Consider the following 26118-nt stretch of genomic DNA (forward strand, 5'->3'; position numbering starts at 1 on the left):
GGCAACGGGCGCTCATTTAGGTTGAGGCAATCAGATGGCTATGACAGTCCATTGCGATATCGTCAGCGCGGAAGGAGAAATCTTTTCCGGCCTGGTCGAGATGGTGATTGCGCACGGTGCTCTGGGTGATCTTGGTATCGCTCTGGGTCACGCGCCGCTGATCACGAATCTCAAGCCGGGTCCGATCCGCCTGATCAAGCAAGGCGGGGAAGCCGAGGTGTTCTACATCTCCGGTGGTTTCCTCGAGGTTCAGCCGAACATGGTCAAGGTGCTTGCCGATACCGTGCAACGTGCCGCCGACCTGGATGAAGCTCAGGCTCAGGCAGCTCTCAAGGCTGCCGAAGCTGCTCTGCATGAGAAGAGCGCAGATTTCGACTACGGAGCTGCGTCCGCACGTCTGGCCGAGGCTGCAGCTCAGCTGCGCACCGTCCAGCAGATCCGCAAGAAGTTTGGCGGTTAATCCGTCAGCCACTTGTTGTGCGATTGATAAAAAAGGGTAGCCTCGGCTACCCTTTTTTCTTTTCAGAATTCTACAAACCCGGTCGCAGTTGCTGACCACCCAGGATTGGTAGCCAGTCATGTCTCTTGAAATCGTTATCCTCGCGGCCGGCCAAGGCACCCGCATGCGTTCGGCACTGCCGAAAGTGCTGCACCCGATTGCCGGCGACTCCATGCTCGGCCATGTTATCCACAGTGCCCGTCAACTCGATCCACAGCGCATTCACGTGGTCATCGGCCATGGCGCCGATGTCGTGCGCGAGCGCCTGGCCGCCGATGATCTCAATTTCGTGCTGCAGGACAAGCAATTGGGCACCGGCCATGCCACCGCACAGGCTGTTCCGTTCATTACGGCCGACACCGTTCTGATTCTCTACGGTGACGTGCCGTTGATCGAAGTGGAAACCCTGCAGCGCCTGCTCAAGCACGTCGTTCCCGGCCAGATGGGACTGCTCACTGTCGAGCTGGACGACCCGACCGGCTACGGCCGCATCGTGCGCGATGCGAACGGCAAGGTTGCGGCAATCGTCGAGCACAAGGATGCCACTGAAGCGCAACGCGCGATTACAGAAGGCAATACCGGGATTCTCGCAGTGCCTGCCAGCCATCTGGCTGACTGGATGAGCCGCCTGTCGAACAACAACGCCCAGGGTGAGTACTACCTGACCGACGTGATTGAAATGGCGGTCGGTGATGGCCTGGTAGTCGCCACGGAACAACCTCACGACCCAATGGAAGTGCAGGGCGCCAACGATCGCAAGCAACTGTCCGAACTGGAGCGTCATTATCAGTTGCGTGCCGGCCGCCGCTTGATGGCGCAGGGCGTGACCCTGCGTGATCCGGCCCGCTTTGATGTGCGTGGCGAAGTGACCGTCGGTCGCGACGTGCTGATCGACATCAACGTGATTCTTGAAGGCAAAGTCGTCATCGAGGATGACGTGGTGATCGGCCCGAACTGCGTGATCAAGGACAGCACCCTGCGCAAGGGTGTGGTGATCAAGGCCAATAGTCATATCGAAGGCGCAGTGCTCGGTGAAGGCAGCGATGCCGGCCCGTTTGCACGCTTGCGTCCGGGCACCGTGCTGGAAGCTCGCGCCCATGTGGGTAACTTCGTCGAGTTGAAAAATGCCCGCATGGGCGAAGGCGCCAAGGCCGGACACCTGACTTATCTGGGCGATGCCGAGATCGGTGCCCGCACCAACATCGGCGCCGGCACCATCACCTGCAACTACGATGGCGCCAACAAGTGGAAAACCGTGTTGGGCGAAGACGTGTTCATCGGCTCCAACAACTCGCTGGTGGCGCCTGTGGATATCTCTGCCGGTGCAACCACCGCAGCCGGTTCGACCATCACTCAGAATGTGGATAACGCCCAACTGGCCGTCGGTCGCGCGCGGCAGAAGAACATCGATGGCTGGAAGCGGCCGGAGAAGATCAAGAAGAGCTGAGTTATCCACAGCGCTTCAATCAAAAGGATCGCTGCCCTTGGGCAGCGATTTTTTTTCATCCCCGGCTTGACGACTTTGCGTCGATAGGTTTTGATTGCTTCCGTTATCTTTCGAATCGAAACTTACCAAGCCATGTCGAAACGCAATACGCCCCAACGTCGCCACAACATACTGGCCTTGCTCAACGAGCAGGGCGAAGTCAGTGTTGACGAACTCGCCAAGCGTTTCGAAACCTCGGAAGTTACGATTCGCAAGGATCTGGCCGCACTGGAAAGCCATGGTCTGCTGCTGCGCCGTTATGGCGGAGCGATCACCATGCCCCAGGAACTGGTGGCCGATGTCAGTCAGAACGTTTCCAAGTACAAACAGGCGATTGCCCGCGCGGCGGTGACACGTATTCGCGAGCACGCCCGCATCATCATCGACAGCGGCAGCACCACGGCCGCGATGATCCCCGAGCTCGGCCAGCAACCGGGGCTAGTGGTGATGACCAACTCGCTGCACGTCGCCAACGCCCTGAGCGAACTCGAACATGAACCTGTCCTGCTGATGACCGGCGGCACTTGGGATCCCCATTCGGAATCCTTTCAGGGCCAGGTCGCTGAGCAGGTACTACGCTCTTACGACTTCGATCAGTTGTTCATCGGTGCCGACGGCATCGATCTGGTGCGTGGCACCACCACCTTCAATGAATTGCTCGGCCTGAGCCGGGTGATGGCGGAAGTGGCGCGGGAAGTGATCGTGATGGTCGAGGCCGACAAGATCGGCCGCAAGATTCCAAACCTGGAGCTGCCGTGGAGCAGTGTCCATACCCTAATCACCGATGATCGCCTGCCGCAGGAGGCACGGGATCAGATTCAGGCTCGCGGTATCAATTTGATTTGCGCGACGGTCAGTCAGGAGAAATAAGCATGTGTGGAATTGTCGGCGCGGTAGCTGAACGTAATATCACCGCCATCCTGGTCGAAGGCCTCAAGCGCCTCGAATACCGGGGTTATGACAGTGCCGGTGTGGCGGTGTACACCAATGACGGCACGCTGGAGCGCACCCGTCGTGTGGGCAAGGTCAGCGAACTGGACGCGGCCCTGGCGGAACACCCGCTGGTTGGCCGTCTCGGTATTGCCCACACCCGTTGGGCAACCCACGGTGCGCCGAGCGAACGCAATGCCCACCCGCATTTCTCCGGCAATGTGGCAGTGGTGCACAACGGCATCATCGAAAACCATGAAGCGCTGCGCGAACAGCTCAAGGCCCAGGGTTACGTGTTCTCTTCCGACACCGACACCGAAGTCATCGCGCACCTGCTGACCGAAAAACTCAAAACGCTGCCGGACCTGACCGACGCCCTGAAGGCTACGGTCAAGGATCTGCATGGCGCCTACGGTCTGGCGGTCATCCACGCGCTGCAACCGGATCGTCTGGTCGCTGCCCGTAGCGGCAGCCCGCTGGTGATCGGCCTGGGTCTGGGCGAGAACTTCCTCGCTTCCGACCAGTTGGCCCTGCGTCAGGTCACCGACCGTTTCATGTACCTGGAAGAGGGCGATATCGCCGAAATCCAGCGCGACAAGGTGCAGATCTGGGACGTGACCGGCAAAGCCGTCGAGCGCCAGACCGTGCAGTACACCGACGGTGCCGAAGCCGCCGACAAAGGCGAGTTCCGCCACTACATGCTCAAGGAAATCCACGAGCAGCCATCCGTGGTGCAACGCACCCTGGAAGGTCGCCTCAGCCCGAACCAGGTGCTGGTGCAGGCGTTCGGCCCACAAGCTGCCGAACTGTTCGCCAAAGTGCGCAACGTACAGATCGTTGCCTGCGGCACCAGTTATCACGCCGGCATGGTTGCCCGTTACTGGCTCGAAGAGCTGGCCGGGATTCCGTGCCAGGTCGAAGTCGCCAGCGAGTTCCGCTACCGCAAGGTGGTGGTGCAGCCGGACACCCTGTTCGTCACCATTTCCCAATCCGGCGAAACCGCCGACACCCTGGCTGCGCTGCGTAACGCCAAAGAGCTGGGTTTCCTCGGCAGCCTGGCGATCTGCAACGTCGGCATCAGTTCGCTGGTGCGCGAATCCGATCTGACCCTGTTGACCCAGGCCGGTCGCGAAATCGGCGTGGCCTCGACCAAGGCGTTCACCACGCAATTGGTTGGCCTGCTGTTGCTGACTCTGTCCCTGGGTCAGGTGCGCGGCACGCTGGGCAAAGACGTTGAAGCCACGCTGGTCGAAGAACTGCGTCGCCTGCCAACCCGTCTGGGTGAGGCACTGGCCATGGACAGCACCGTGGAAAAGATCGCCGAACTGTTCGCCGACAAGAACCACACCCTGTTCCTCGGTCGTGGTGCGCAATATCCGGTAGCGATGGAAGGGGCCCTGAAACTCAAGGAAATCTCTTACATCCACGCCGAAGCTTATCCTGCCGGTGAGCTGAAGCATGGCCCGCTGGCGCTTGTGGATAACGACATGCCGGTGGTCACCGTGGCGCCGAACAACGAACTGCTCGAGAAGCTCAAGTCCAACCTGCAGGAAGTCCGTGCACGTGGCGGCGAACTGATCGTGTTCGCTGACGAAAAGGCCGGTATGACCAACGGCGAAGGCACCCACGTGGTGCAGATGCCGCACATCCACGACATCCTGTCGCCGATCCTCTACACCATCCCGCTGCAACTGCTGTCGTACTACGTTGCTGTGCTCAAGGGCACTGACGTGGACCAGCCGCGTAACTTGGCGAAGTCGGTGACGGTGGAATAAGTTATCCACACGTCACAATAAACAGCCACAGCCTGGAGACTCATTGGGTCACCAGGCTGTGGGATGTTTCCCACTTTTTGTTACCGAACACCCCAGCGCGGTGCAATGCCACGCCTCTGTAACAGCTTCTTTGCTTTCAAAAAGCGCCCCTTCGAAAAAAATTCGATCACTCGATGCCCCGTGATTTCGGTGTCCTCGCCGCTGTCCGCCGGTTTCGTCGGACAGCTTCTCCATAAGTTGGCCGTTCAATTGCATATGCTTGTATGTACAAGTAAAGACGTATGCATACGAGCTGAGCAAAACTCCGCATCACGTCCACTGATTCGCTTGTCGCGCATTGAAGCGCACAAGCCGCTTGCCCATCGCCAGGGTTGGTTTGAATTGATCGCTGAGGAGTCTTTTTCGTGACTGATGCAAAAACTACTAAATTCCGTGACGTTGAAATTCGTGCATCGCGCGGCAACAAGCTGACCGCCAAGAGCTGGCTGACCGAAGCGCCGCTGCGCATGCTGATGAACAACCTCGACCCGGAAGTGGCCGAGAACCCGAAAGAACTGGTGGTCTACGGTGGCATCGGTCGCGCCGCGCGCAACTGGGAGTGCTACGACAAGATCGTCGAAAGCCTGACCAACCTGAACGACGACGAAACCCTGCTGGTGCAATCCGGCAAACCGGTCGGCGTGTTCAAGACCCACAGCAACGCCCCGCGCGTGCTGATCGCCAACTCCAACCTGGTGCCGCACTGGGCGACCTGGGAACACTTCAACGAACTCGACGCCAAGGGCCTGGCCATGTACGGCCAGATGACCGCCGGCAGCTGGATCTACATCGGCAGCCAGGGCATCGTCCAGGGCACCTACGAAACCTTCGTCGAAGCCGGTCGCCAGCATTACGACTCCAACCTCAAGGGCCGCTGGGTCCTGACTGCCGGCCTCGGCGGCATGGGTGGCGCTCAGCCTCTGGCTGCAACCCTGGCCGGCGCCTGCTCGCTGAACATCGAATGCCAGCAGGTGAGCATCGATTTCCGCCTGAAAAGCCGTTACGTCGACGAGCAGGCCAAAGACCTCGACGACGCCCTGGCGCGCATCGAGAAGTACACCAAAGAAGGCAAGGCGATCTCCATCGCCCTGCTGGGTAACGCCGCCGAAATCCTCCCGGAACTGGTCCGTCGCGGCGTGCGCCCGGACATGGTCACCGACCAGACCAGCGCCCACGACCCGCTCAACGGCTACCTGCCGGCCGGCTGGACCTGGGACGAATACCGCGCCCGCGCCAAGACCGAACCGGCCGCTGTGATCAAGGCCGCCAAGCAGTCGATGGCGGTCCACGTCAAAGCCATGCTGGACTTCCAGAAGCAAGGCATTCCGACCTTCGACTACGGCAACAACATTCGTCAGATGGCTCAGGAAGAGGGCGTCGAGAACGCCTTCGACTTCCCGGGTTTCGTGCCGGCCTACATCCGTCCGCTGTTCTGCCGTGGCATCGGCCCGTTCCGTTGGGCGGCGCTGTCGGGTGATCCGCAGGACATCTACAAGACCGACGCCAAAGTCAAAGAACTGATCCCGGACGACGCCCACCTGCACAACTGGCTGGACATGGCCCGCGAGCGCATCAGCTTCCAGGGGCTGCCGGCGCGGATCTGCTGGGTGGGTCTGGGCCAGCGCGCCAAACTCGGTCTGGCGTTCAACGAAATGGTCCGTCGCGGCGAGCTGTCGGCACCGATCGTGATTGGCCGCGACCACCTCGACTCCGGCTCGGTCTCCAGCCCGAACCGCGAAACCGAATCGATGCAGGATGGTTCGGATGCCGTGTCCGACTGGCCACTGCTCAATGCCCTGCTGAACACCGCCAGCGGCGCGACCTGGGTGTCCCTGCACCACGGCGGCGGCGTCGGCATGGGCTTCTCGCAACACTCGGGCATGGTGATCGTCTGCGACGGTACGGACGAAGCAGCCGAGCGTATCGCTCGCGTGCTGCACAACGACCCGGGCACCGGTGTGATGCGTCACGCCGATGCCGGTTACCAGATCGCCATCGACTGCGCCAAGGAGCAGGGCTTGAACCTGCCAATGATTACTTCGGTTAAAGGAGCCTGAACATGACTGCACTGAACCTGATCCCTGGCCAACTGAGCCTGTCCCAACTGCGTGACGTCTATCAGAACCCGGTCAAACTGACCCTCGACTACAGCGCCGCCGCGCAGATCGAAGCCAGCGTCGCCTGCGTCGAGCAGATCCTCGCCGAAAACCGCACCGCCTACGGCATCAACACTGGTTTCGGCCTGCTGGCCTCGACCCGCATCGCCAGCGAAGACCTGGAAAACCTGCAGCGTTCGCTGGTGCTGTCCCACGCTGCTGGCGTCGGCCAGCCGATCAGCGATGAGCTGGTGCGCCTGATCATGGTGCTCAAGGTCAACAGCCTGAGCCGTGGTTTCTCCGGCATCCGTCGCGTGGTGATCGACGCGCTGATCGCCCTGATCAACGCCGAGGTTTATCCGCACATTCCATTGAAAGGTTCGGTCGGTGCGTCCGGCGACCTGGCACCGCTGGCGCACATGTCGCTGGTGCTGCTGGGCGAGGGCAAGGCGCGCTACAAGGGCGAGTGGATGGAAGCCACCGAAGCGCTGAAAGTCGCCGGTCTGACGCCGCTGACGTTGGCTGCCAAAGAAGGCCTGGCGCTGCTCAACGGCACTCAGGTGTCCACCGCATTCGCATTGCGCGGTCTGTTCGAAGGTGAAGATCTGTTCGCCGGCGCGCTGGCGCTGGGCGGTCTGACGGTTGAAGCGGTGCTCGGTTCGCGCTCGCCGTTCGACGCACGCATCCACGCCGCCCGTGGCCAGAAGGGCCAGATCGACACCGCTGCCGCTTACCGCGATCTGCTGGGCGAGCGCAGCGAAGTGTCCGATTCGCACCAGAACTGCGAAAAGGTCCAGGACCCGTACTCGCTGCGCTGCCAGCCGCAAGTCATGGGTGCTTGCCTGACCCAGTTCCGTCAGGCTGCCGAGGTGCTGGTGATCGAAGCCAACGCCGTTTCCGACAACCCATTGGTATTCGCGGCCGAAGGCGACGTGATTTCCGGCGGTAACTTCCACGCCGAGCCAGTGGCCATGGCTGCTGACAACATGGCGCTGGCCATCGCTGAAATCGGTTCGCTGAGCGAACGTCGTATCTCGTTGATGATGGACAAGCACATGTCGCAACTGCCGCCGTTCCTGGTGGCCAATGGCGGCGTGAACTCCGGTTTCATGATCGCTCAGGTGACGGCTGCGGCCTTGGCCAGCGAGAACAAGGCCTTGGCTCATCCGCACTCGGTGGACAGCCTGCCGACCTCCGCCAACCAGGAAGACCACGTGTCGATGGCCCCGGCCGCCGGCAAGCGTCTGTGGGAAATGGCCGAGAACACCCGCGGGATTCTTGCGGTGGAATGGCTGGCGGCAGTGCAGGGTCTGGACCTGCGCAACGGCCTGAAGACCTCGACCAAACTGGAAAAGGCCCGGGGAATCCTGCGTCGCGAAGTGCCGTTCTACGAGAAGGACCGTTTCTTCGCGCCGGACATCAATGCGGCGACCGAACTGCTGGCGTCGCGCACGCTGAATGACCTGGTTCCGGCGAACCTGCTGCCGAGTCTGTAAGTGCCTCATCGCCAACAGGCTGTCTTCCACTCTGCGTGGAGGCCGGCCTGTTGGCGTTTCGATTTTTGCGTCGAATAAAAATAAATAAGGACGAAAAATGCAGCAGTCAGCAAAAGGTTTGAAACGCGGGCTCTCGGCCCGACACATTCGCTTCATGGCTCTGGGATCGGCGATCGGTACCGGGCTGTTCTACGGTTCAGCGTCGGCCATCCAGATGGCCGGTCCAGCGGTTCTGCTCGCTTACCTGATCGGTGGTGCGGCGGTGTTCATGGTCATGCGCGCCCTCGGCGAAATGGCGGTGCACAATCCGGTCGCGGGCTCGTTCGGGCAGTACGCAAGCACTTATCTCGGCCCCATGGCGGGGTTCATTCTCGGTTGGACCTACGCGTTCGAAATGGTCATCGTCGGCATGGCCGATGTGACGGCGTTCGGCATCTACATGGGCTTCTGGTTTCCGGAAGTCTCGCGCTGGATCTGGGTGCTGGGCATCGTTTCGGTGGTTGGCGGCCTGAACCTGTGCAACGTCAAAGTCTTCGGTGAAATGGAATTCTGGCTGTCGTTGCTCAAGGTCGCGGCCATCGTCGCAATGATCCTCGGCGGCTTCGGCATCATGCTGTTCGGCATCAGCACTGCCCCCGGTCAGGCCACCGATATCAGCAACCTGTGGACCCAGGGTGGCTTCATGCCCAACGGCGTGGGCGGCCTGATCGCCTCGTTTGCGGTGGTGATGTTTGCTTTCGGCGGCATCGAGATCATCGGCGTGACCGCCGGTGAAGCCAAGGATCCGCACCGCGTGCTGCCCAAGGCGATCAATGCCGTGCCGATGCGCATCCTGCTGTTCTACGTGCTGACGATGCTGGTGCTGATGTCGATCTTCCCGTGGCAGCAGATCGGCAGCCAGGGCAGCCCGTTCGTGCAGATTTTCGACCATCTGGGCATCAGCTCGGCGGCCACCATTCTGAACATCGTGGTGATCTCGGCTGCGGTGTCGGCCATCAACAGCGACATCTTCGGTGCAGGCCGGATGATGTACGGCCTGGCTCAGCAAGGACATGCGCCGAAAGGCTTTGCGCGCCTGTCGCGCAATGGCGTGCCGTGGCTGACGGTGATCGTGATGAGCTGCGCGCTGCTGCTGGGCGTGTTGCTGAATTACCTGATCCCGGAAAACGTGTTCCTGCTGATCGCGTCCATCGCAACCTTCGCCACGGTGTGGGTCTGGCTGATGATTCTGTTCACCCAGGTGGCCATGCGTCGTTCGATGACGGCCGAGCAGGTGGCGCAACTGAAATTCCCGGTACCGTTCTGGCCGTATGCACCGATGGCGGCGATTGCTTTCATGCTGTTCGTGTTCGGTGTGCTGGGTTACTTCCCGGATACCCAGGCAGCGCTGATCGTCGGCGTGGTCTGGATCGGATTGCTGGTGCTGGCCTACCTGACGTGGGTCAAGCCGGCAGCCGGACAGGCTGCGCAGGTGACTGGCGATCAGCCGGTTTCTCAGTCCTGATCTGATCGAAGGGGCGTCCGGGATCTTCCGGCGCCCCTTTCACGCATCACTTCTTCGGTGATTTGCTGCCGTTGGGGATGTGCAGGTAAGACATCACGCTTTCAGTCAGCTCGGTCGCCAGTTTGACCGCTTCCTTGTTGCGCGCCATCACGCCCGCGACCAGTCCCTCGATCAGCGCCAGCATCGCCACGTTGGAGCTGGTCAGCACCGGATGATCGCAAGGCGCAAACAACACATGCTCGGCAATGCCGGTGAGCGGCGAGGCCGGTGAGTCGGTGATGGCCAGTACCGAAGCGCCGCGTTCGTTGGCGAATCGGGCCAGCTGCAGCGTATCCAGGGAATAACGCGGCAGGGAAATCGCCAGCAACACATCCTGATCGGTAATCGCGGCCAGTCGATACGCAGCGTTTTCGTTGCCGCCCTCCATGCTGATGGCCGTAGCGTCAGCGCAGAACGGCATCAGGGTCGAGGCGGCGAGGCCGGCAAAATAGACGCTGTTGCCGAACCCGAGGATGTAGATCTTGCGCGCAGTGGTCAGCCGGGTGACGAAGGCTTCGAAGGCTTCGGCATGGTTGTTGGTCGCCGCCATGGCCAGGTTGCTGCTGGCGCTCTCGATCTGCTCATGCAGGCCAAACGCTCCGCCCGGACGATGGGCCAGTTCATTGCGCAGCTTGTCGACCGGCGACACCATCTGCTGCAACGTCGCCACCAGCTCAGCCCTCATGCCCATATAACCACCGAGGTCCATCGCCTTGGCCAGTCGGTTGACGGCGGCCGGCGAGGTCGATGTTTCGTGGGCCATTTCCTCGATTGTCAGCGTCGCGGCTTTCAGTGGATGACGCAGGATGAAGTCAGCCACCTTGCGCAGCGACGGCGGAAGATCGGCAACGATTTCCGCCAGTTTGCGCATGACCGGTGCGGCATAGACCGTGGTGTCTTTCGATGAGCTGGGCATATCCGGATCAACAGTTCCTGAAAGTGAGAGAAGGGCTGCGCCTGACAAGGTTGGCTGGAGTGTATCCGAAGCCAACCGTTGCAGGACAACGCCGCGCGCGCCGGCTTACTTCAGGCTGCCGGCGAGGAACTGTTGCAGGCGTTCGGACTGTGGATTGACCAGCACTTCACGTGGATCTCCGCGCTCCTCGACCCGCCCTTTGTGCAGGAACACCAGTTGGTTTGAGACCTCGCGGGCGAAGCCCATTTCGTGGGTCACGACCACCATGGTGCGACCTTCCTGGGCGAGGTCCTGCATGACCTTGAGCACTTCGCCCACCAGCTCGGGATCGAGCGCAGAAGTGGGCTCGTCGAACAGCATCACTTCCGGCTCCATCGCCAGCGCACGGGCAATCGCCACGCGCTGCTGTTCGCCACCCGACATGTGGGCGGGCCAGGCATCCTTGCGATGAGCCACGCCGACTTTGTTCAAATAGTGCTCGGCCTTTTCCCGGGCCTCTTTCTTGCCTACGCCGAGCACGTGCACCGGGGCTTCCATGACGTTTTCCAGGGCGCTCATGTGCGACCACAAATTGAAGTGCTGAAACACCATCGACAGCCGTGAACGCATGCGTTGCAACTGCCGGGGTTCAGCGGCCTTGAGCCCGCCGAGTTTGTTGGCCACCAGTTTCAGTGGCTCGCCATTGAGCACGATGTTGCCGGCGTTGGGTTGCTCCAGCAGGTTGATGCAACGCAGGAAGGTGCTTTTGCCCGAACCACTGGAGCCGATGATGCTGATCACGTCGCCGGCCTGGGCCTGCAGGGACACGCCCTTGAGCACCTGGTGGGCGCCGTAGCTTTTGTGCAGGTCCTGAATTTCAAGTTTGTACATGGTGTGAACTCTCTGGCATCAGTCGCTGAGCAAGCGGCCCTGGCGAATAGGGGTGAAACCGGCGACCTTGGCCAGCCACAGGCCGGGCTGGGCAAAGCGCAGGCGTTCGCGGGCGTAGAGCACGCCGTTGGTGCAGGCGCGGACGATGCTGTGGCGGTCGTTGAGCGGGTCATGGACTTCGAACAGCGGATCGCCGACCTTGACCCGCGCGCCCAGCGGCTGCAGGAAACTGACCACGCCCGGATGCGGCGCACAGGCGTATTGCGCGCCGGCGAACGGCATCGCTTCGCAACGGCTCGACGGTGCTGGCGGCCATTCACCGCTGATCAATCCCTGCTCGGCCAGATAGCCGAGAATCGCCTGTGCACTGTGGGTGCATTGTTCGCGTTCGGTGTCGGCCATGCCGCGCAATTCGATGGTGGTGGCTGCGCACGCCAGCGGAATATTGGCTTCCGGGAACAGCTCGGTCAGGCGCAGCCACGGCACCGCGCAAGCCTCGTCGAAAGCACTGCCGCCAGCGTCTTCGGCCAGCAGCGTGACCTCGGCACCCAGGCGTGCAGCCAGTGAATGCAGGCGTCCCCAGTGTTGCGGCATGGTGTAGAGCAACATCACCGATTCGAAATCGCAGTGCAGGTCCAGCACCACATCGGCGTCGCAGGCATGTTGCAGCAACAGGCGACGCAGGCCATCGAGTTCCGAGGTCGGTGGCGGCATGTCGGCGAGGGTGTCGATCAAGGCGCGGCGGATCAGCGCGACGTTGGCCTCGGCGTCATCGCCCAACCGTCCTTTGAGCAATGGCGCCACGGCTTCGGCCAGCTCCGGGAAGTCGCGATTGAAGTTCTTGCCGCTGGCGAACTCGAAGCGACCTTGATGGGTGGCCTGGAACATCTGGGCGATGCCGATCGGGTTGGCCATCGGCACCAGTTCGATCACACCGTTCAGGCGGCCCTGTGCTTCCAGTTCCAGCAGGCAGCGCTTGAGCTCGACGGCCACGCGCATGCCCGGCAGCTCGTCGGCGTGCAGGGAAGCCTGGATGTACGCCTTGCGCGAGCCGGCGCCAAACCGGAACACCGACAGTGTCCGTTCGGTGCCCGAAGCGCTCCACGGCAACAGGTATTGAATCTTTTCCATGTCAGCTCCTTAGTGCTTGCGCGGTGCCAGGTAGGCCAGCCAGCGGCGTTCGGCCAGCTTGAACAGGCGCACCAGAATGAAAGTCAGGGCGAGGTAGACGAGGCCGGCGGTGATGAACGCTTCGAACGGCATATAGAACCGCGAACTCACCGTGCGCGCCGCGCCGGTGATATCCACCAGCGTGACGATCGAGGCCAGGCTGGTGGTTTGCAGCATCATCAACACTTCGTTGCTGTACTGCGGCAGTGCCCGGCGCAAGGCCGATGGCAGCAGAATGCGGCGGTACAGGGTCAGGCGGGACATGCCCATCGCCCGGGCGGCTTCGATTTCGCCGTGGGACGTGGACTTCAGACTGCCCGCCAGCAATTCCGCGCTGTAGGCACTGGTATTGATGGCGAACGCCAGGCAGGCACAAAACGTGGCGCTGGAGAGGTAAGGCCAGAGCATGCTTTGGCGCACCGATTCGAACTGCGCCAGGCCGTAATAGATCAGGAACAGTTGCACCAGCATCGGCGTGCCGCGAATCACGTAGGTGTAGAGCCACGCCGGGAAGCTGAGCAGCAGCGAGCGCGACACCCGCATCAGCGCCAGCGGAACCGCCAGCACCAGCCCCAGGCTCAGGGAAATCAGCAGGACCTTGAGGGTCAACAAGGCGCCGTCGAAATACAGCGGCAGGTTTTCCCAGATCAGGTTGTAGTCGAGAATCATCGGCAGGTTCTCCTCACAATTCGGCGGCTTTGATGCCGACCGAATAGTGTTTTTCCAGGGCGCGCAACACCAGCAGCGACAGGCTGGTGAGCATCAGGTACAGCGCCGCCACCGCGATGAAAAACGTGAACGGCTCGTGGGTGGCGTCGGCGGCGTTCTTGGCCTTGAACATCATGTCCTGCAGGCCGATGACCGAAATCAGCGCGGTGGATTTGGTCAGCACCAGCCAGTTGTTGGTGAACCCCGGAATCGCGAAGCGAATCATCTGCGGCACCAGAATCCGCCAGAACACTTGCGTGCCACGCATGCCGTAGGCCGCGCCGGCTTCCGCCTGACCCTTGGGGATGGCCATGAACGCGCCGCGAAAGGTTTCTGAGAGATAGGCACCAAAAATGAAACCCATGGTGCAGACACCGGCAATGAACGGGTTGATGTCGATGTAGCGGGTGTAGCCGCATGCCAGGGCGATGCGGTTCACCAGATCCTGGCCGCCATAGAAAATCAGCAGGATCAGCACCAGATCGGGAATGCCGCGAATCAGGGTGGTGTAGCCCTCTCCGAGCATGGCCAGCCATTTGAGCGGCGACAGGCGAAACGCCGCGCCGATCAGGCCCAGGGCAATGGCCAGCGACATGGAGGTCAGGGCCAGGTTGATGGTCAGCCAGGCACCATCGAGAATGCTCGATCCGTAGCCGTGGAGCATGATGAAGTTCCTCAAGCGTGCGCCCGAAGGCGCGCAAGACAAGGCCGAAGGGCGCCCGCAACGGGCCGGCGCCGGGCGGAGGCGACGGTTTATTCGCCGTAGATATCGAAGGCGAAATACTTGCCCATCACTTGCTGGTATTTGCCGTTGGCGCGGATGGCGTCGATGGCCGCGTTCAGGCGCGCAGCGTTGGCGACGTCACCCTTGCGCAGCGCGATCCCGGCGCCTCGACCGAAGTATTTCGGGTCGTTGATGTCCGGCCCGGTCAGGGCGAAACCTTGTCCGGCCGGTGTCTTGATGAAGCTTTCATCGGTGTTGACGATGTCGGCGAGGGTGGCGTCCAGGCGACCCGAAGCGAGGTCGAGGAAGGCTTCGTTCTGGGAGCCGTAACGCACCACGACGACCCCGGCCTTTTCCAGTTGCTCGGTGGCGAACCGGTCATAGGTCGATGAGCGTTGCACGCCGAGTTTCTTGCCCTTGAGGTCCACCAGCGGGTCGTTGATCACGCTGCCGGCCTTCATCGCGAACTTGCCCGGCGTGTGGTAGTACTTTTTGCTGAAGTCGACCGACTTCATCCGGTCTTCGGTGATCGACATCGACGACAGCACCGCGTCGATCTTGCGCACCTTTAGCGACGGAATCATGCCGTCGAACTCCTGAATCACCCACTCACACTTGACCTTCATCTCTTCGCACAAGGCGTTGCCGATGTCGTAGTCGAAGCCGCTGACATTGCCTTCCGGCGTTTTGTAGGAAAAGGGTGGATAGGCGGCTTCGATACCGATACGCAAGCTGTCTTCATCGGCATGGGCCATGAAGCTGAATGCGCACAGCGCCAGCGCACCTAGAAGTTCTGTCTTGTTCATTTTGTCGACTCCTGGGAGGGCGTTAGGAATACAGGTGCCCGCCATCCGGGTGGCGCGCTGGATCGTTCCTGTGATCGGCGAGGCTATAAATGACATGAAATAAATCATTCATCAAGGTAACTGAAAATAAAAATATCAATTCTGGATCGGCGGTCGTTCGCCTCGCCCGTTGAGGATCGGGTACTGCCTATAATGCGAGGCGGTTTTTCATCCACTTCGGGGACACCATGGATCGCTTCCAGGAAATGCAGGTTTTCGCGGCCGTTGCGCAGGAACAGGGCTTTTCCGCTGCCGCGCGGCGCTTGGGTCTGTCGGCGGCCAGCGTCACCCGGGCGGTGGCGGCGCTGGAGCAGCGGATCGGTACGCAGTTGCTGATTCGCACCACCCGCAGCGTGCATCTGAGCGAGGCGGGCCAGCGTTACCTGGAGGACTGTCGGAGGATTCTTGCCGAGGTGCAGGAAGCGGAAGACTCCGCCGCCGGCAGCCACACCCAGCCCCGTGGGCAATTGACGGTGACCGCGCCGGTATTGTTCGGCGAGCTGTTTGTCACACCGGTGATGGCGGGTTATCTGACGCAATACCCGGACGTTTCCATCAACGCCTTGCTGCTGGATCGCGTGGTGAGCATGGTCGAGGAGGGCGTGGATGTGGCGATCCGCATCGGTGAGTTGCCGGACAGCAATCAGCATGCGATCCGGGTCGGCGAGGTGCGCCGGGTGATCTGCGGCTCGCCGGGGTATTTTGCCGCTCACGGTCGGCCAACCCATCCACAGGCACTGGCCGGCGCGCCGGTGGTGGCGACCTCGTCCATCGGTCAACTGCGCAACTGGCCGTTCCTGGAGGACGGTGAACCCTTGGTCGTCCGCCCCGAGCCGCGACTGGTGGTCACCGGCAATCAGGCGGCAATCACCGCTGCTTGTCTGGGGCTCGGGTTGACCCGGGTGTTGTCTTATCAGGTCGCCAGCAAAATCGCTTCCGGGGAGCTGGAAATCGTTCTCGCCGAGTACGAATTGCCGCCGCTGCCAATCCATGTGGTGTATCAGGGCGGGCGCAAGGCACCGACCCGGATGCGCAGTTTTGTCGACTACGCCGTGAACGCCTTGCGCGAACATCCGGCCCTGAAAAACGCGGCATTATTTCATCAAGAGAAATAATGGATTGCGTTTGCTGGTGATTCTGTTGTTTTCAAGATAGGTGGAAGATGGCTGCCACGGTTGTTGCCCATTCCGGGCGACGCAAACGTCCAGCGGAGTCGACCATGCAAGCGATCAAACTCTACAACTTCCCGCGTTCCGGCCACGCCCACCGGGTCGAGCTGATGCTGTCACTGCTGCAATTGCCGACCGAACTGATCTTCGTCGATCTGGCCAAGGGCGAGCACAAACAACCCGAGTACCTGGCGATCAACAGCTTCGGGCAAGTGCCGGCCATTGATGACAACGGCGTGGTGCTGGCCGATTCCAACGCGATTCTGGTGTATCTGGCGCAGAAGTACGGCAACGGTCGCTGGCTGCCAGGCGATCCGGTCGGTGCGGCGCGCGTCCAGCGCTGGCTGTCGGCGGCTGCCGGGCCGATTGCTTTTGGCCCGGCTGCAGCGCGGCTGGTCACGGTGTTCGGGGCAAAACTCAATGCCGATGAAGCGATCACCCGAGCGCACAACCTGCTGAAGGTGATGGACCTGGAACTGGGCAAGACTCCCTTCCTGGTCGGCAGCGAACCAACCATCGCCGACGTCTCGGCCTACAGCTACATCGCCCATGCGCCGGAAGGCAATGTGTCGCTGGACGACTACGCCAATGTACGCGCCTGGCTGGCGCGGATTGAAGCATTGCCCGGTTTCGTCGCGATGCCACGTACCGTTGCCGGTCTGCAAGCCACGGCTTGAGGTTCACCATCCAGACTGCGCCGCTGGCGTGGGGGAGAGGTCGTCATGGAACGTTCACCCTGGCACGCCGGCGAGCGGCAACTGCAAGCGCAGGTCGGTGTTGCCGAGCGCATGGAGGAATTCGGTCGCAAGGTGATTCGCACCTGGATGCCGGATCAGCATCGTCAGTTCTATCAGCAATTGCCGTTCATGCTGTTCGGCGCGGTGGATGCCGATGGCCGTCCGTGGGCCAGCATATTGGAGGGCGAGCCGGGTTTCGCGCACTCTCCCGAGCCGACGCAATTGCACTTCGACAGCCTGCCCGCCACCGATGACCCGGCGCAGTTGCAGGACGGCGCGGCTATCGGTCTGCTCGGCATCGAGTTGCACACCCGTCGGCGCAATCGCCTCAATGGCCGCATCGGCAATCTTGGCGCGAGCGGTTTCGATTTGACGGTCGATCAGTCCTTCGGCAATTGCCCGCAGTACATTCAGTTGCGCCAGTTCCAGCGTGTGCCGCTGACGGATCCACAGACCCGGCGCGCCGAACATTTCGATGGGCTTGATGACGCGGCGGTCGCGCTGATCGAAACGGCCGACACCTTCTTCGTCGCCAGTTACGTCGATGTCGACGGCGAGCGTTCGGTGGATATTTCCCACCGTGGCGGCCAGGCCGGTTTCGTGCGGGTGGAAGGCAATCGCCTGACTATCCCGGACTTTGCCGGCAACCTGCACTTCAACACCCTCGGCAACCTGCTGCTCAATCCTCGGGCCGGTTTGCTGTTCATCGACTTTTCCACAGGCGACGTGCTGCAGCTCAGCGGCCGCACCGAGGTCATTCTTGAAGGACCGCAAATCGCAGCCTTCCAGGGCGCCGAGCGGTTGTGGACGTTCGAGGTGGAAAAAGTGGTGAGGCGTCCAGGTGCATTGGCCCTGCGCTGGCGCTTCGACGGCATGTCGCCGACCAGTCTGTTGACCGGAACCTGGGCTCAGGCCGACGCGCGTTTGCAGGCCCAGGCTCTGGGTGACAGCTGGCGGCCGCTGCGGGTGACGCGGATTGAAGCGCAGAGCCGGCACATTCGTTCGTTCTACCTCGAACCCGTGGACGGGGCCGGTTTGCCGGTGTTCCAGGCCGGGCAGCATCTGCCGTTGCGCTTCAATCTCGATGGTGAGGTGTTCATCCGCACTTACAGTCTGTCGGGTGCGCCGTCGGACGACTTCTTCCGGGTCAGCGTGAAGCGTGAAGGGCGGATATCGACGCACCTGCACGATCAGGTGCGCGTCGGTGATGTACTGGAGGCGCGCTCGCCCCAAGGGCATTTCACCGTCGCGCCGCTGGAGCGCCGGCCCTTGGTGCTGCTGGCGGCCGGGGTCGGGATCACGCCGTTGCTGTCGATGCTGCGAGAGGTGGTGTATCAGGGCCTGCGCACCCGGCGGATTCGTCCGACCTGGCTGATCCAGAGTTCCCGCAGCCTTGCCGACCAGCCGTTTCGCGCGGAGCTGGATCGCCTGTTGGAGGATGCCGGTGATGCGGTGCGGGTATTGCGCCTGCTCAGCCAGCCCGAGCCCGATCTGGTGGAAGGCGAGGATTACGACCTCCACGGGCGCATCGACGGTGCCTTGTTGAGGAACCTTATCGACGAATTTGATCAGATCGACTTTGTGCTCTGCGGCCCCGGCGCTTTTACCCAGGGTCTTTACGACAGCCTGCGTGAACTGGACGTGCGCGACGACCAGATCCACGCCGAAACCTTTGGCCCCTCGACCCTCAAGCGCCAGGCCGATCCGGACGCCATCGTGATCGAACAATTGCCGGCCGCCACCACGTCGGTGCCGGTTGTCTTCGAACGTTCGGCCAAGGAAGCACGGTGGCAGCCCGAGGGCGGCAGTCTGCTGGAACTGGCCGAGAGCCGTGGCCTGCGCCCCGAGTTCAGCTGTCGCGGAGGTTCATGCGGTACCTGCAAGACGCGGCTGATCAGCGGCGCGGTGAATTATCCACAGCCCCCGGCCGAAGTGCCGGAGGAAGGGCAGGTGCTGATCTGCTGCGCGGTGCCGGCGCAAAGTGCGCAGCCGCTGGTGCTGGACCTGTAGAGGATCAGGCGTAGGACAGCGCCTTTTCCTCCAGCAGTTCCTGATACAGCTCGGTCCACTTGCGGCCCATTTCGTCGGCTGTGAATAACTGCCGGTAACGGGCTTCAGCCTTGATGCCCATTTCGGCGGCGCGGGTCGGGTTTTCCCACAGGGTGCGCATCGCTTCACGAAACGCCTGTGGATGACTCGGCGGCACCACCAGCCCGGTTTCGTTGTGGATATTGATGTAGCTGGTGCCGGTGCCGATCTCGCTGGAGATCATCGGCTTGCCGTACATCGCACCTTCCAGCAGCGAAATGCCAAACGCTTCCGAGCGCAGGTGCGACGGGAAGACGATGGCGTAGCTCAGTTGCAGCAGGGCGACCTTGTCTTCATCGCTCACCCGCCCAAGGAAATGAATGTTGCGCAGCCCCAGCGCCGCGGCCTGGGCGTGCAGTTCCTGTTCCAGCGGGCCGGCGCCGACGATCACCACCGGGTAGTCCACGTCTTTCAAGGCTTCGAGCAGGATGTGCAGGCCCTTGTAGTAGCGCATCACCCCGACGAACAGGAAAAACTTATCCCCAAGCTGCTGGCGCCAGCGGTTCATGCGCTCGACGTCGGGCTGTGGATAACCGGCCTTGTTCAGACCGTAGGGGATGACGCGGGTCTTGTCCTGGAACTGCTGCAACACATCGCTGGTGTGCAGGTAATTCGGCGAGGCCGCGACAATCCGGTCGGCGCTGGCGAGGAAGCGGTTCATCAGCGGGCGGTAGAGCTTGAGCAGGTTCTTCTGGCGAATGATGTCCGAGTGGTAGGTCACCACACTCGGTTTGTTCATGCCGCTGGCGAAATGCACCAGGTCCATGAACGGCCACGGGAAGTGATAGTTGATCACGTCGGCTTCGGCCGCCAGTTCGCGAAACTGCTTGAACACGCTCCAGGAAAAACCGGTGGAGGCGAACTGAATGTCGAGCCTGGCGCGATGCACTTCGTGCTGGCCCAGTTGCAGCACTGCCGGCTCGGGATTGGCGCTGAGGGTCAGCACCTGGCCTTCGATACCGTGCTGGGCGCCGCTTTCGCAGAGCTGGAAGATTACTTGCTCGATGCCACCGACCGAGTCAGGCAGGTACGTCTTGAAAAAATGAAGAACTCGCATTCAACCTCCCAAAGCCTGGCGGTAGGCGCCGGCCGTGGCCTGCGCGCAACGCTTCCAGGAAAAAAGCCGTGCCTGCTGCAATCCGGCTTCCCGGCATGCCTGCCAATGCGCTTGATCGTCGATCAGGCGGCTCAGCGCATCGCGCAAACCGTCCGCATCGTCAGCTTCAATATAGTTTCCGGCAGCCCCCGCCACTTCCGGCATTGCCGATGAGCGAGTGACCACCACCGGCGTGCCACTGGCCATCGCTTCCAGCACCGGCAGGCCAAAACCTTCATACAACGAGGGAAAAACCAGCGCCCGGGCGCCGGCCAGCAATTGCGCCACCTGTTCATCCGGCAAATAGCCGAGCAGGCACACATGACCGCTGGCCAGGGCCTGACGCAATTCCTCACTGAACTGTTCGCGCTGCCAGCCGGCCATGCCGACGATCAGCAGCGGGAAGCGCTGGCGCACGGTTTCCGGCAATAGCGCGTGGGCGCGCAGGGCCAGGTTCAGGTTCTTGCGCGGCTCCAGCGTGCCGACACACAGGAAATATTCACGAGCCTCCACGGCATGGGCCTTGAGTACGGCGTCGATGGCTTGCGGCTCGCGCGGATGAAAGCGCTCGGCGACACCCAGGGGCGCCACCACGAAACGCTCGGCGGGCAGCCCGAAACAGCGTTGGGCTTCGTCGGCGATGGCTTGCGAGTCGGTCAGAATAACCCGCGCCTGCTGGAGGCCGTCGGCCAGTCGCCGCTCGATTTCCCTGAGCCGAGCCTGCGGTTGGGTGTCCGGGAAATGCAGGTGCGTCAGGTCGTGCAGGGTGATCACGGTCGGGCCGTCGAAGGCCAGTGGCCACAGGCTCGGTTCGTGGTACAGGTCGATGTCGGACGCGCGGCCCTGATCGAAGCGTTTCTGCTCCAGCCAGCGGCGTGCCTGATAGGCACCGGGGATCTTGCGCAGCATCGGAGTCAGGCGCGAGTAACCGGGCATTGCCGCTTCCGGCAGTTGCGAACTCCAGCCCCAGCCGTGGAACAGCGCCACGTCGATATCGGTCTCGGCGTGCAAGGCGTTCACCAGTTCGGCGACGTAATGGCCGATCCCGGTGCGTGGCGCCTGGAGAATCCTTGCGTTAAGGGCTATGCGCATGGGACCTCGCTTGCGTCGCAGGCGCTTGCAGCACATGGCGTGCGGTGCGTTCGGCCAGTTGCTGACTGGCTTCGCGCCAGCCAATCCATTGCCAGTCGGTCACATCGCGGGCGGCAGGGAATTGGCCGCTGCGCTCGAAGGCCATGACCAGCTCGGCGAGCTGTTGCGGATCGTGCAAATCGAAATAGGCCATGAACTCACCGCCGATCTCACGGAACACCGCAATGTCGCTGCCCATGGCCGGCAATCCGCGCTGCATGGCCTCCACCAGCGGCAGACCGAAGCCTTCGACGAAGGACGGGAACACCAAGGCGCTGGAATGGGCATAGGCGTATTCCAGGCTGGTGTCGCTCAGGTCGTTGAACATGAACAGGCGCCGGTTCAGTTCGGCATGGTTGCGCACCCGGGCGAGCAGGGCGTCGCACTTCCAGCCGATGCGTCCGGCGATGCACAGGCGTGCGTTCGAACCGGCCGCCCAGGCGCGCTCGAACGCATCCAGCAGGTAGTCGTGGTTCTTGCGCGGTTCGATGGTGCTGACCATCAGGAACACCGGCTCTGGCGTTGCGAACAAGCGTTCCAGACGCGGCTCGACCGCGGCGTTGATGGTCTGCAGATCAAGTTCCGACCCGAGGTGGAAGTAGTCGAACCAGCGTTTCTCGACCTGTGCCGAACCGAGACGGTGCTGCACCTCCTCACGTACCTGATCACGTACCGTGGCGGAAATAGCCAGATAGCCGTCGGCGGTGCGGGTGATCCAGTCGAACCATTCACTGAAAACCTGCACCAGCCGCGTGTCGTAAAACTGCGGGTGGGTCAGGGGAATCAGGTCGTAGATCACTGCGACGATGCCCACGCCTTCGCGTTTGAGCCGTTCGGCGTGCAGGAAAAAGTCCGAGTGCCAGGAGGAATCGAGCAGCACCAGTTGATCGCCCGGCCGATGTTGCAAAGGCTCGCAGCGCTGGGGCAACTGATAGCGGTTGACCTGCTCGACCAGCCGCAGCGGGATGCCGAACAGACCGAACGAAGCCAGACGATAGCCGACATATAGAGCACGTCGTGTCAGTATGCTCCGGCAACGGCCGTCGAGGCGCTGATGCAGTTGCCAGAAACGATGGGCCAGGCGTTCCAGGCGCTCGCCGAACGTGACGATGGCGTTGAACAGCGGCGAGTCCAGTGGCGCCAGGCGCGTCACGCGGTACAGCTTGCCCTTGAGCAGGACCACCGGCACACACTCGACACCTTCCGCGCTCGGCGGCAATTGTTTGATGACATTGCGTACCACCCGCTGAATCCCCGAATTGACTTTCGGGTGCCGGAACACGTGGGTGCATTCGACCAGCAGGCGAGTCATGGCGCACGCTCCGCGAGGGCTTCAGTGCGCCGGGTGATCGATGTTCTGGCTCCGAGCCACGAGCAGCCGACGAAATCTTCCTGACGGTTATTGATCACATGGAACACCAGCCCGTAGTCGCGCCATTCGAAATTGCGGTCCAGATGCGAGTCCAGCCGTGAGAGGCTCAGGGCTATAGAGTAGTTGCCCTTGCCCAACCCCATCACGAAAGCAAAGCGGTAGGTAATGCGCTCGCCTGCATGCAGGTCTTCCAGGGCCTGGTTCTGGCGATGGGTGTTGATCCCGTACATGGCCTGCCCGAGACGATCCTTGATCATGAAGCCCAGCACCAGCCGTTCGATGTCCTGACGGACTTCGACCTGCACCTCCAGCACCACCGCCTGGCCGACTTCGGCGGCGTCGATGGAGCGCTCGTGCTCATCGAGCAGGCGCACGCTGAGAATGCCGGCCTCGCCGGTGCCGGACACGGTCTGTACCTGGCCGCCGGGCAGTGTTTCCTGGCGCACCGTCTGGCCTTCGCGCTCGGCGAGCAGGGCGTTGTAGTAATCCATGACCGCTTCGGGCTTGTCGTGCATGGCCATGTGGCCACCTTCGAGCAGGATCGCCGAGTCGCAGATCGACTGGATCGCCGAGCGGTCGTGGGACACGATCAGCAGCGTGGTGCCGGCCTTGCGGAAGCTGCGGATGCGGTCGAAGCTCTTGTGCTGGAAATACGAATCGCCCACCGACAGCGCTTCGTCGACGATCAGGATGTCCGGGCGGCGCGCGGTGGCGACACTGAAGGCCAGGCGCATCTGCATGCCGCTGGAATAGGTGCGCACCGGGTGATCGATGGCCTCGCCGATTTCCGCGAAGCGTTCGATGTCCGGCATCAGGGTTTCGATCTCTTCGACCTGCATGCCCAGCAGTTGCCCGGCCATCACGGCGTTCTGCCGGCCGGTGAAGTCCGGGTGGAAGCCCATGCCCAGCTCCAGCAGTGCCGCGACCCGGCCTTGCAGCTGAATCTGGCCGCAGGTTGGCTGGGTGGTGCCGGTGATCATTTTCAGCAGGGTGCTTTTGCCGGCGCCGTTGACCCCGACGATGCCCACCGCTTCACCGGGAGCGATCTCGAAATTCACATCCTGCAGCACCCAGTGCTGGCGATGACGCTCTTTCGAAAACGGGATCAGCCATTCGGCCAGGCGACTCCAGCGGGTGGGGTACTGCTTATAGGCCTTGCCCAGGCCTGTGACGCGTATGTGCCCCATCAGAGTTCATCCACCATTTCGCCGACCCGCCGGCGGAACAGGCGCAGTCCGATCACGCACAACAGCAGGCCGATCACGAAGACCGGCAGCAGCGAGCTCCACACCGGCCATTGACCGTAGAGAAACAGGTTCTGGTAACTGCCGATCAGGTTGGTCAGCGGATTGAGTTGCAGCAGGCGCTGCACCCACTCGGGCAGGATGCTCAGCGGGTACACGATCGGCGTCAGCCAGAACCAGAATTGCAGGCAGATGGCGAACAATTGCCCGACATCGCGAAAGAACACGTTGAGCACGCCGAGGATCATGCCCAGCCCGGCGCAGAACAGCACTTGCAGCGCCAGCAGCGGCGCCAGTGCCAACAGCGCCATGCCCGGCCAGCGCCCGGTGATCAGCAGGAAACCGAGAAACAGGCCGATGATGATCGCGAAATTGATCCCGGCGTTGAGCAGCACGATCACCGGCAGGCAGAGGCGCGGGAAGCTGATCTTCTTCAGCAGGTTGGCGTTCTCCAGAAACATGTTCTGGCTGCGCAGGGTGATTTCCGAGAACAGGCCCCAGGTCAGCAACCCGGCGCACAGGTAGACGCTGTAGGCCATGCCGTCGTCCACGCCGGGCAGACGGGCACGCATGATGTGAGAAAAGATCACGGTGTAGACGATGATCATCGACAGCGGGTTGAGTACCGTCCACAGCGCGCCGAACAGCGAATTGCGGTACCGCGCTTGAAACTCCCGCTTGACGCTACCGAGGATGAAACCCCGGTAGTCGTGCAGCGAGCGGTACAGGGAAAGCAGCATTCACACCGTCCTGCCGTATTGGTCTTCGAAGCGGACGATGTCGTCCTCTCCCAGGTATTCGCCGCTTTGCACTTCGATGATCACCAGATCGATCACGCCGGGGTTTTCCAGACGATGCTTGTGGCCGGCGGCGATGAACGTCGATTCGTTCTTCGCCACCAGGGTCGTGCCGCTGCCGTTGTTGGTGACCTTGGCCATGCCTTCGACCACCACCCAGTGTTCATTGCGGTGATGGTGCATCTGCAACGACAGCTTGCCGCCGGGCTTGACCACGATGCGCTTGATCTTGAAGCGCGGGCCTTCCTCGAGCACGGTGTAGGTGCCCCACGGACGGCTGACCGTGCGGTGCAGGCGATAGGCTTCGTGGGATTTGTCCTTGAGCTGCTTGGCGACCCGCCGCACATCCTGGGCGCGGTCGGCGTGCGCGACGAGAACCGCGTCGGCGGTGTCGATCACGATCAGGTCTTCCACACCTACGGCGGCCACCAACCGGCCTTCGCTCTGGACGAAGTTGTTGCGGCTGTCGATGAAGATCGCTTCGCCGCTGGCGCGGTTGTTGTCGGCGTCGGCCGGCACCAGCGCGGCGACCGCACCCCACGAACCGATGTCGCTCCAGTCGAAACCGGCAGGCACGACTGCGACCTTTTCCGAGCGCTCCATCAGTGCGTAATCAATGGAAATGTCGGTGATTTCGGCGAACAACGCCGCAGAGAGTTCCTGTTGCAGGTAACCGGTGGTTTCCAGCGGCTCACTCGCCGCCATGCAGGCGCGGGTTTGTTCCAGCAGCTCGGGGGCGTGCAGTTGCAATTCGGCGATCAGGGTCGCAATGGAGAAACAGAACATCCCCGAATTCCACAGGAAATTGCCGCTTTCCAGGTAGTGAGTGGCGGTTTGCAGGTCGGGTTTTTCCACGAAGCGCTGCACCTTGGCTGCGCCTTTTGCATCCAGCGGGGCGCCGGTCTCGATGTAGCCGAAGCCGGTTTCCGGGGCGGTCGGCACCACGCCGAAGGTCACCAGATAACCATCCTTCGCCAGGTTGACCGCGTGTTCGACCGCACGCTTGAGTGCGTCTTCGTCGACGATCAAATGGTCGGCGGGCATCACCACCATGATGGCTGCATCACCGTGCAGGGCTTGCAGCGACAGGGCCGCTGCCGCGATGGCCGGCGCGGTGTTGCGCCCGGTGGGCTCGAGCAGGAAGTGCCCGCGATGCCGCGACAGTCGCGCGGCCTGATAGTGATCCTTGCTCTGGAAGTAGTACTCGCGGTTGGTCACCGTGACGATGTCGCCCCAGCCGTCCAGCAGGCCGGCGGCGCGCCGATAGGTCTTGCCCAGCAGTGACTGGCCGTCGGGCAGGGTCATGAACGGCTTCGGATGGCCCTCGCGGGATACCGGCCACAAACGCGTACCGGCACCGCCGGACAGAATCACGGGGATCAGCATG

At 62.0% G+C, this 26118-nt stretch carries 22 protein-coding genes; 10 read left to right on the forward strand and 12 right to left on the reverse strand.

Annotation, left to right across the window (positions count from 1 at the left end; genetic code table 11):
• Nucleotides 1-34: 34 nt before the first annotated feature.
• The 7 genes from AC07NR_RS10360 (at nt 35) to AC07NR_RS10390 (ending at nt 9825) form a co-directional block, all read left to right on the forward strand.
• The gene (locus tag AC07NR_RS10360; protein ID WP_007954164.1) at nt 35-460 is read left to right on the forward strand and encodes a F0F1 ATP synthase subunit epsilon; all 426 of its coding nucleotides are present in this window, start codon (nt 35-37) and stop codon (nt 458-460) included.
• A 118-nt stretch (nt 461-578) separates the two neighbouring features.
• Nucleotides 579-1946 (forward strand): bifunctional UDP-N-acetylglucosamine diphosphorylase/glucosamine-1-phosphate N-acetyltransferase GlmU, encoded by a 1368-nt coding sequence (gene glmU, locus AC07NR_RS10365; protein ID WP_248740318.1) that lies wholly within the window; start codon nt 579-581, stop codon nt 1944-1946.
• 132 nt (nt 1947-2078) lie between these two features.
• Nucleotides 2079-2855 (forward strand): DeoR/GlpR family DNA-binding transcription regulator, encoded by a 777-nt coding sequence (locus tag AC07NR_RS10370; protein WP_085713102.1) that lies wholly within the window; start codon nt 2079-2081, stop codon nt 2853-2855.
• 2 nt (nt 2856-2857) lie between these two features.
• The gene (glmS, locus tag AC07NR_RS10375) at nt 2858-4690 is read left to right on the forward strand and encodes a glutamine--fructose-6-phosphate transaminase (isomerizing) (RefSeq protein WP_495078515.1); all 1833 of its coding nucleotides are present in this window, start codon (nt 2858-2860) and stop codon (nt 4688-4690) included.
• 404 nt (nt 4691-5094) lie between these two features.
• Nucleotides 5095-6786 carry a urocanate hydratase gene (gene hutU / locus AC07NR_RS10380; protein WP_114886513.1) on the forward strand — a complete coding sequence of 564 codons (1692 nt, stop codon included), beginning with the start codon at nt 5095-5097 and terminating at the stop codon, nt 6784-6786.
• A 2-nt stretch (nt 6787-6788) separates the two neighbouring features.
• Nucleotides 6789-8321 carry a histidine ammonia-lyase gene (gene hutH / locus AC07NR_RS10385; protein ID WP_495078516.1) on the forward strand — a complete coding sequence of 511 codons (1533 nt, stop codon included), beginning with the start codon at nt 6789-6791 and terminating at the stop codon, nt 8319-8321.
• 97 nt (nt 8322-8418) lie between these two features.
• Nucleotides 8419-9825, forward strand: a complete 1407-nt coding sequence (locus AC07NR_RS10390) for an amino acid permease (RefSeq protein WP_134828593.1) — start codon at nt 8419-8421, stop codon at nt 9823-9825.
• Between the two features lie 46 nt (nt 9826-9871).
• Here AC07NR_RS10390 and AC07NR_RS10395 read toward each other — a convergent pair whose 3' ends face one another.
• The 6 genes from AC07NR_RS10395 to AC07NR_RS10420 form a co-directional block, all read right to left on the reverse strand.
• Nucleotides 9872-10780 (reverse strand): MurR/RpiR family transcriptional regulator, encoded by a 909-nt coding sequence (locus AC07NR_RS10395; protein ID WP_495078517.1) that lies wholly within the window; start codon nt 10778-10780, stop codon nt 9872-9874.
• A gap of 105 nt (nt 10781-10885) precedes the next feature.
• On the reverse strand, nt 10886-11650 hold the full coding sequence (locus tag AC07NR_RS10400; RefSeq protein WP_248740322.1) for an ABC transporter ATP-binding protein: 765 nt from the start codon (nt 11648-11650) through the stop codon (nt 10886-10888).
• 18 nt (nt 11651-11668) lie between these two features.
• On the reverse strand, nt 11669-12781 hold the full coding sequence (locus AC07NR_RS10405) for a succinylglutamate desuccinylase/aspartoacylase family protein (RefSeq protein WP_495078518.1): 1113 nt from the start codon (nt 12779-12781) through the stop codon (nt 11669-11671).
• Between the two features lie 9 nt (nt 12782-12790).
• Nucleotides 12791-13489, reverse strand: coding sequence for an ABC transporter permease (locus AC07NR_RS10410; RefSeq protein WP_495078519.1), 699 nt, complete (start codon nt 13487-13489; stop codon nt 12791-12793).
• Nucleotides 13490-13502: 13 nt separating this feature from the next.
• Nucleotides 13503-14192 carry an ABC transporter permease gene (locus tag AC07NR_RS10415; RefSeq protein ID WP_102359135.1) on the reverse strand — a complete coding sequence of 230 codons (690 nt, stop codon included), beginning with the start codon at nt 14190-14192 and terminating at the stop codon, nt 13503-13505.
• Between the two features lie 89 nt (nt 14193-14281).
• Nucleotides 14282-15058, reverse strand: a complete 777-nt coding sequence (locus AC07NR_RS10420) for an ABC transporter substrate-binding protein (RefSeq protein WP_134828588.1) — start codon at nt 15056-15058, stop codon at nt 14282-14284.
• A gap of 227 nt (nt 15059-15285) precedes the next feature.
• Between AC07NR_RS10420 and AC07NR_RS10425 the strand changes: the two genes are divergently transcribed.
• From AC07NR_RS10425 to AC07NR_RS10435, 3 genes are all read left to right on the forward strand, one after another.
• Nucleotides 15286-16212: a LysR family transcriptional regulator gene (locus tag AC07NR_RS10425; protein WP_495078520.1), complete on the forward strand. Its 927-nt coding sequence runs from the start codon at nt 15286-15288 to the stop codon at nt 16210-16212.
• 104 nt (nt 16213-16316) lie between these two features.
• Complete coding sequence (locus AC07NR_RS10430; RefSeq protein WP_119426897.1) at nt 16317-16943, forward strand: glutathione S-transferase family protein; 627 nt, start codon at nt 16317-16319, stop codon at nt 16941-16943.
• 45 nt (nt 16944-16988) lie between these two features.
• On the forward strand, nt 16989-19013 hold the full coding sequence (locus AC07NR_RS10435; protein ID WP_495078521.1) for a 2Fe-2S iron-sulfur cluster-binding protein: 2025 nt from the start codon (nt 16989-16991) through the stop codon (nt 19011-19013).
• A gap of 4 nt (nt 19014-19017) precedes the next feature.
• On the opposite strand, the gene AC07NR_RS10440 is transcribed toward AC07NR_RS10435, so the two are convergent.
• From AC07NR_RS10440 to AC07NR_RS10465, 6 genes are read right to left on the reverse strand one after another with little or no spacing between them, the layout of a single operon-like run.
• On the reverse strand, nt 19018-20148 hold the full coding sequence (locus AC07NR_RS10440; RefSeq protein WP_495078522.1) for a glycosyltransferase family 4 protein: 1131 nt from the start codon (nt 20146-20148) through the stop codon (nt 19018-19020).
• Complete coding sequence (locus tag AC07NR_RS10445; RefSeq protein WP_495078523.1) at nt 20149-21279, reverse strand: glycosyltransferase family 4 protein; 1131 nt, start codon at nt 21277-21279, stop codon at nt 20149-20151. It lies immediately after the preceding gene.
• Nucleotides 21263-22630 carry a glycosyltransferase family 4 protein gene (locus AC07NR_RS10450; RefSeq protein WP_495078524.1) on the reverse strand — a complete coding sequence of 456 codons (1368 nt, stop codon included), beginning with the start codon at nt 22628-22630 and terminating at the stop codon, nt 21263-21265. The genes AC07NR_RS10445 and AC07NR_RS10450 overlap by 17 nt, the downstream gene beginning before the upstream one ends.
• On the reverse strand, nt 22627-23877 hold the full coding sequence (locus tag AC07NR_RS10455) for an ABC transporter ATP-binding protein (protein WP_248740331.1): 1251 nt from the start codon (nt 23875-23877) through the stop codon (nt 22627-22629). The genes AC07NR_RS10450 and AC07NR_RS10455 overlap by 4 nt, the downstream gene beginning before the upstream one ends.
• Nucleotides 23877-24674 carry an ABC transporter permease gene (locus AC07NR_RS10460; protein WP_248740332.1) on the reverse strand — a complete coding sequence of 266 codons (798 nt, stop codon included), beginning with the start codon at nt 24672-24674 and terminating at the stop codon, nt 23877-23879. Before AC07NR_RS10460 ends, AC07NR_RS10455 begins: the two co-directional genes overlap by 1 nt.
• The gene (locus AC07NR_RS10465) at nt 24675-26117 is read right to left on the reverse strand and encodes a mannose-1-phosphate guanylyltransferase/mannose-6-phosphate isomerase (protein WP_134828579.1); all 1443 of its coding nucleotides are present in this window, start codon (nt 26115-26117) and stop codon (nt 24675-24677) included.
• Nucleotide 26118: the final 1 nt, after the last annotated feature.

The organism is Pseudomonas sp. GW821-FHT09C09, assembly GCF_059418105.1.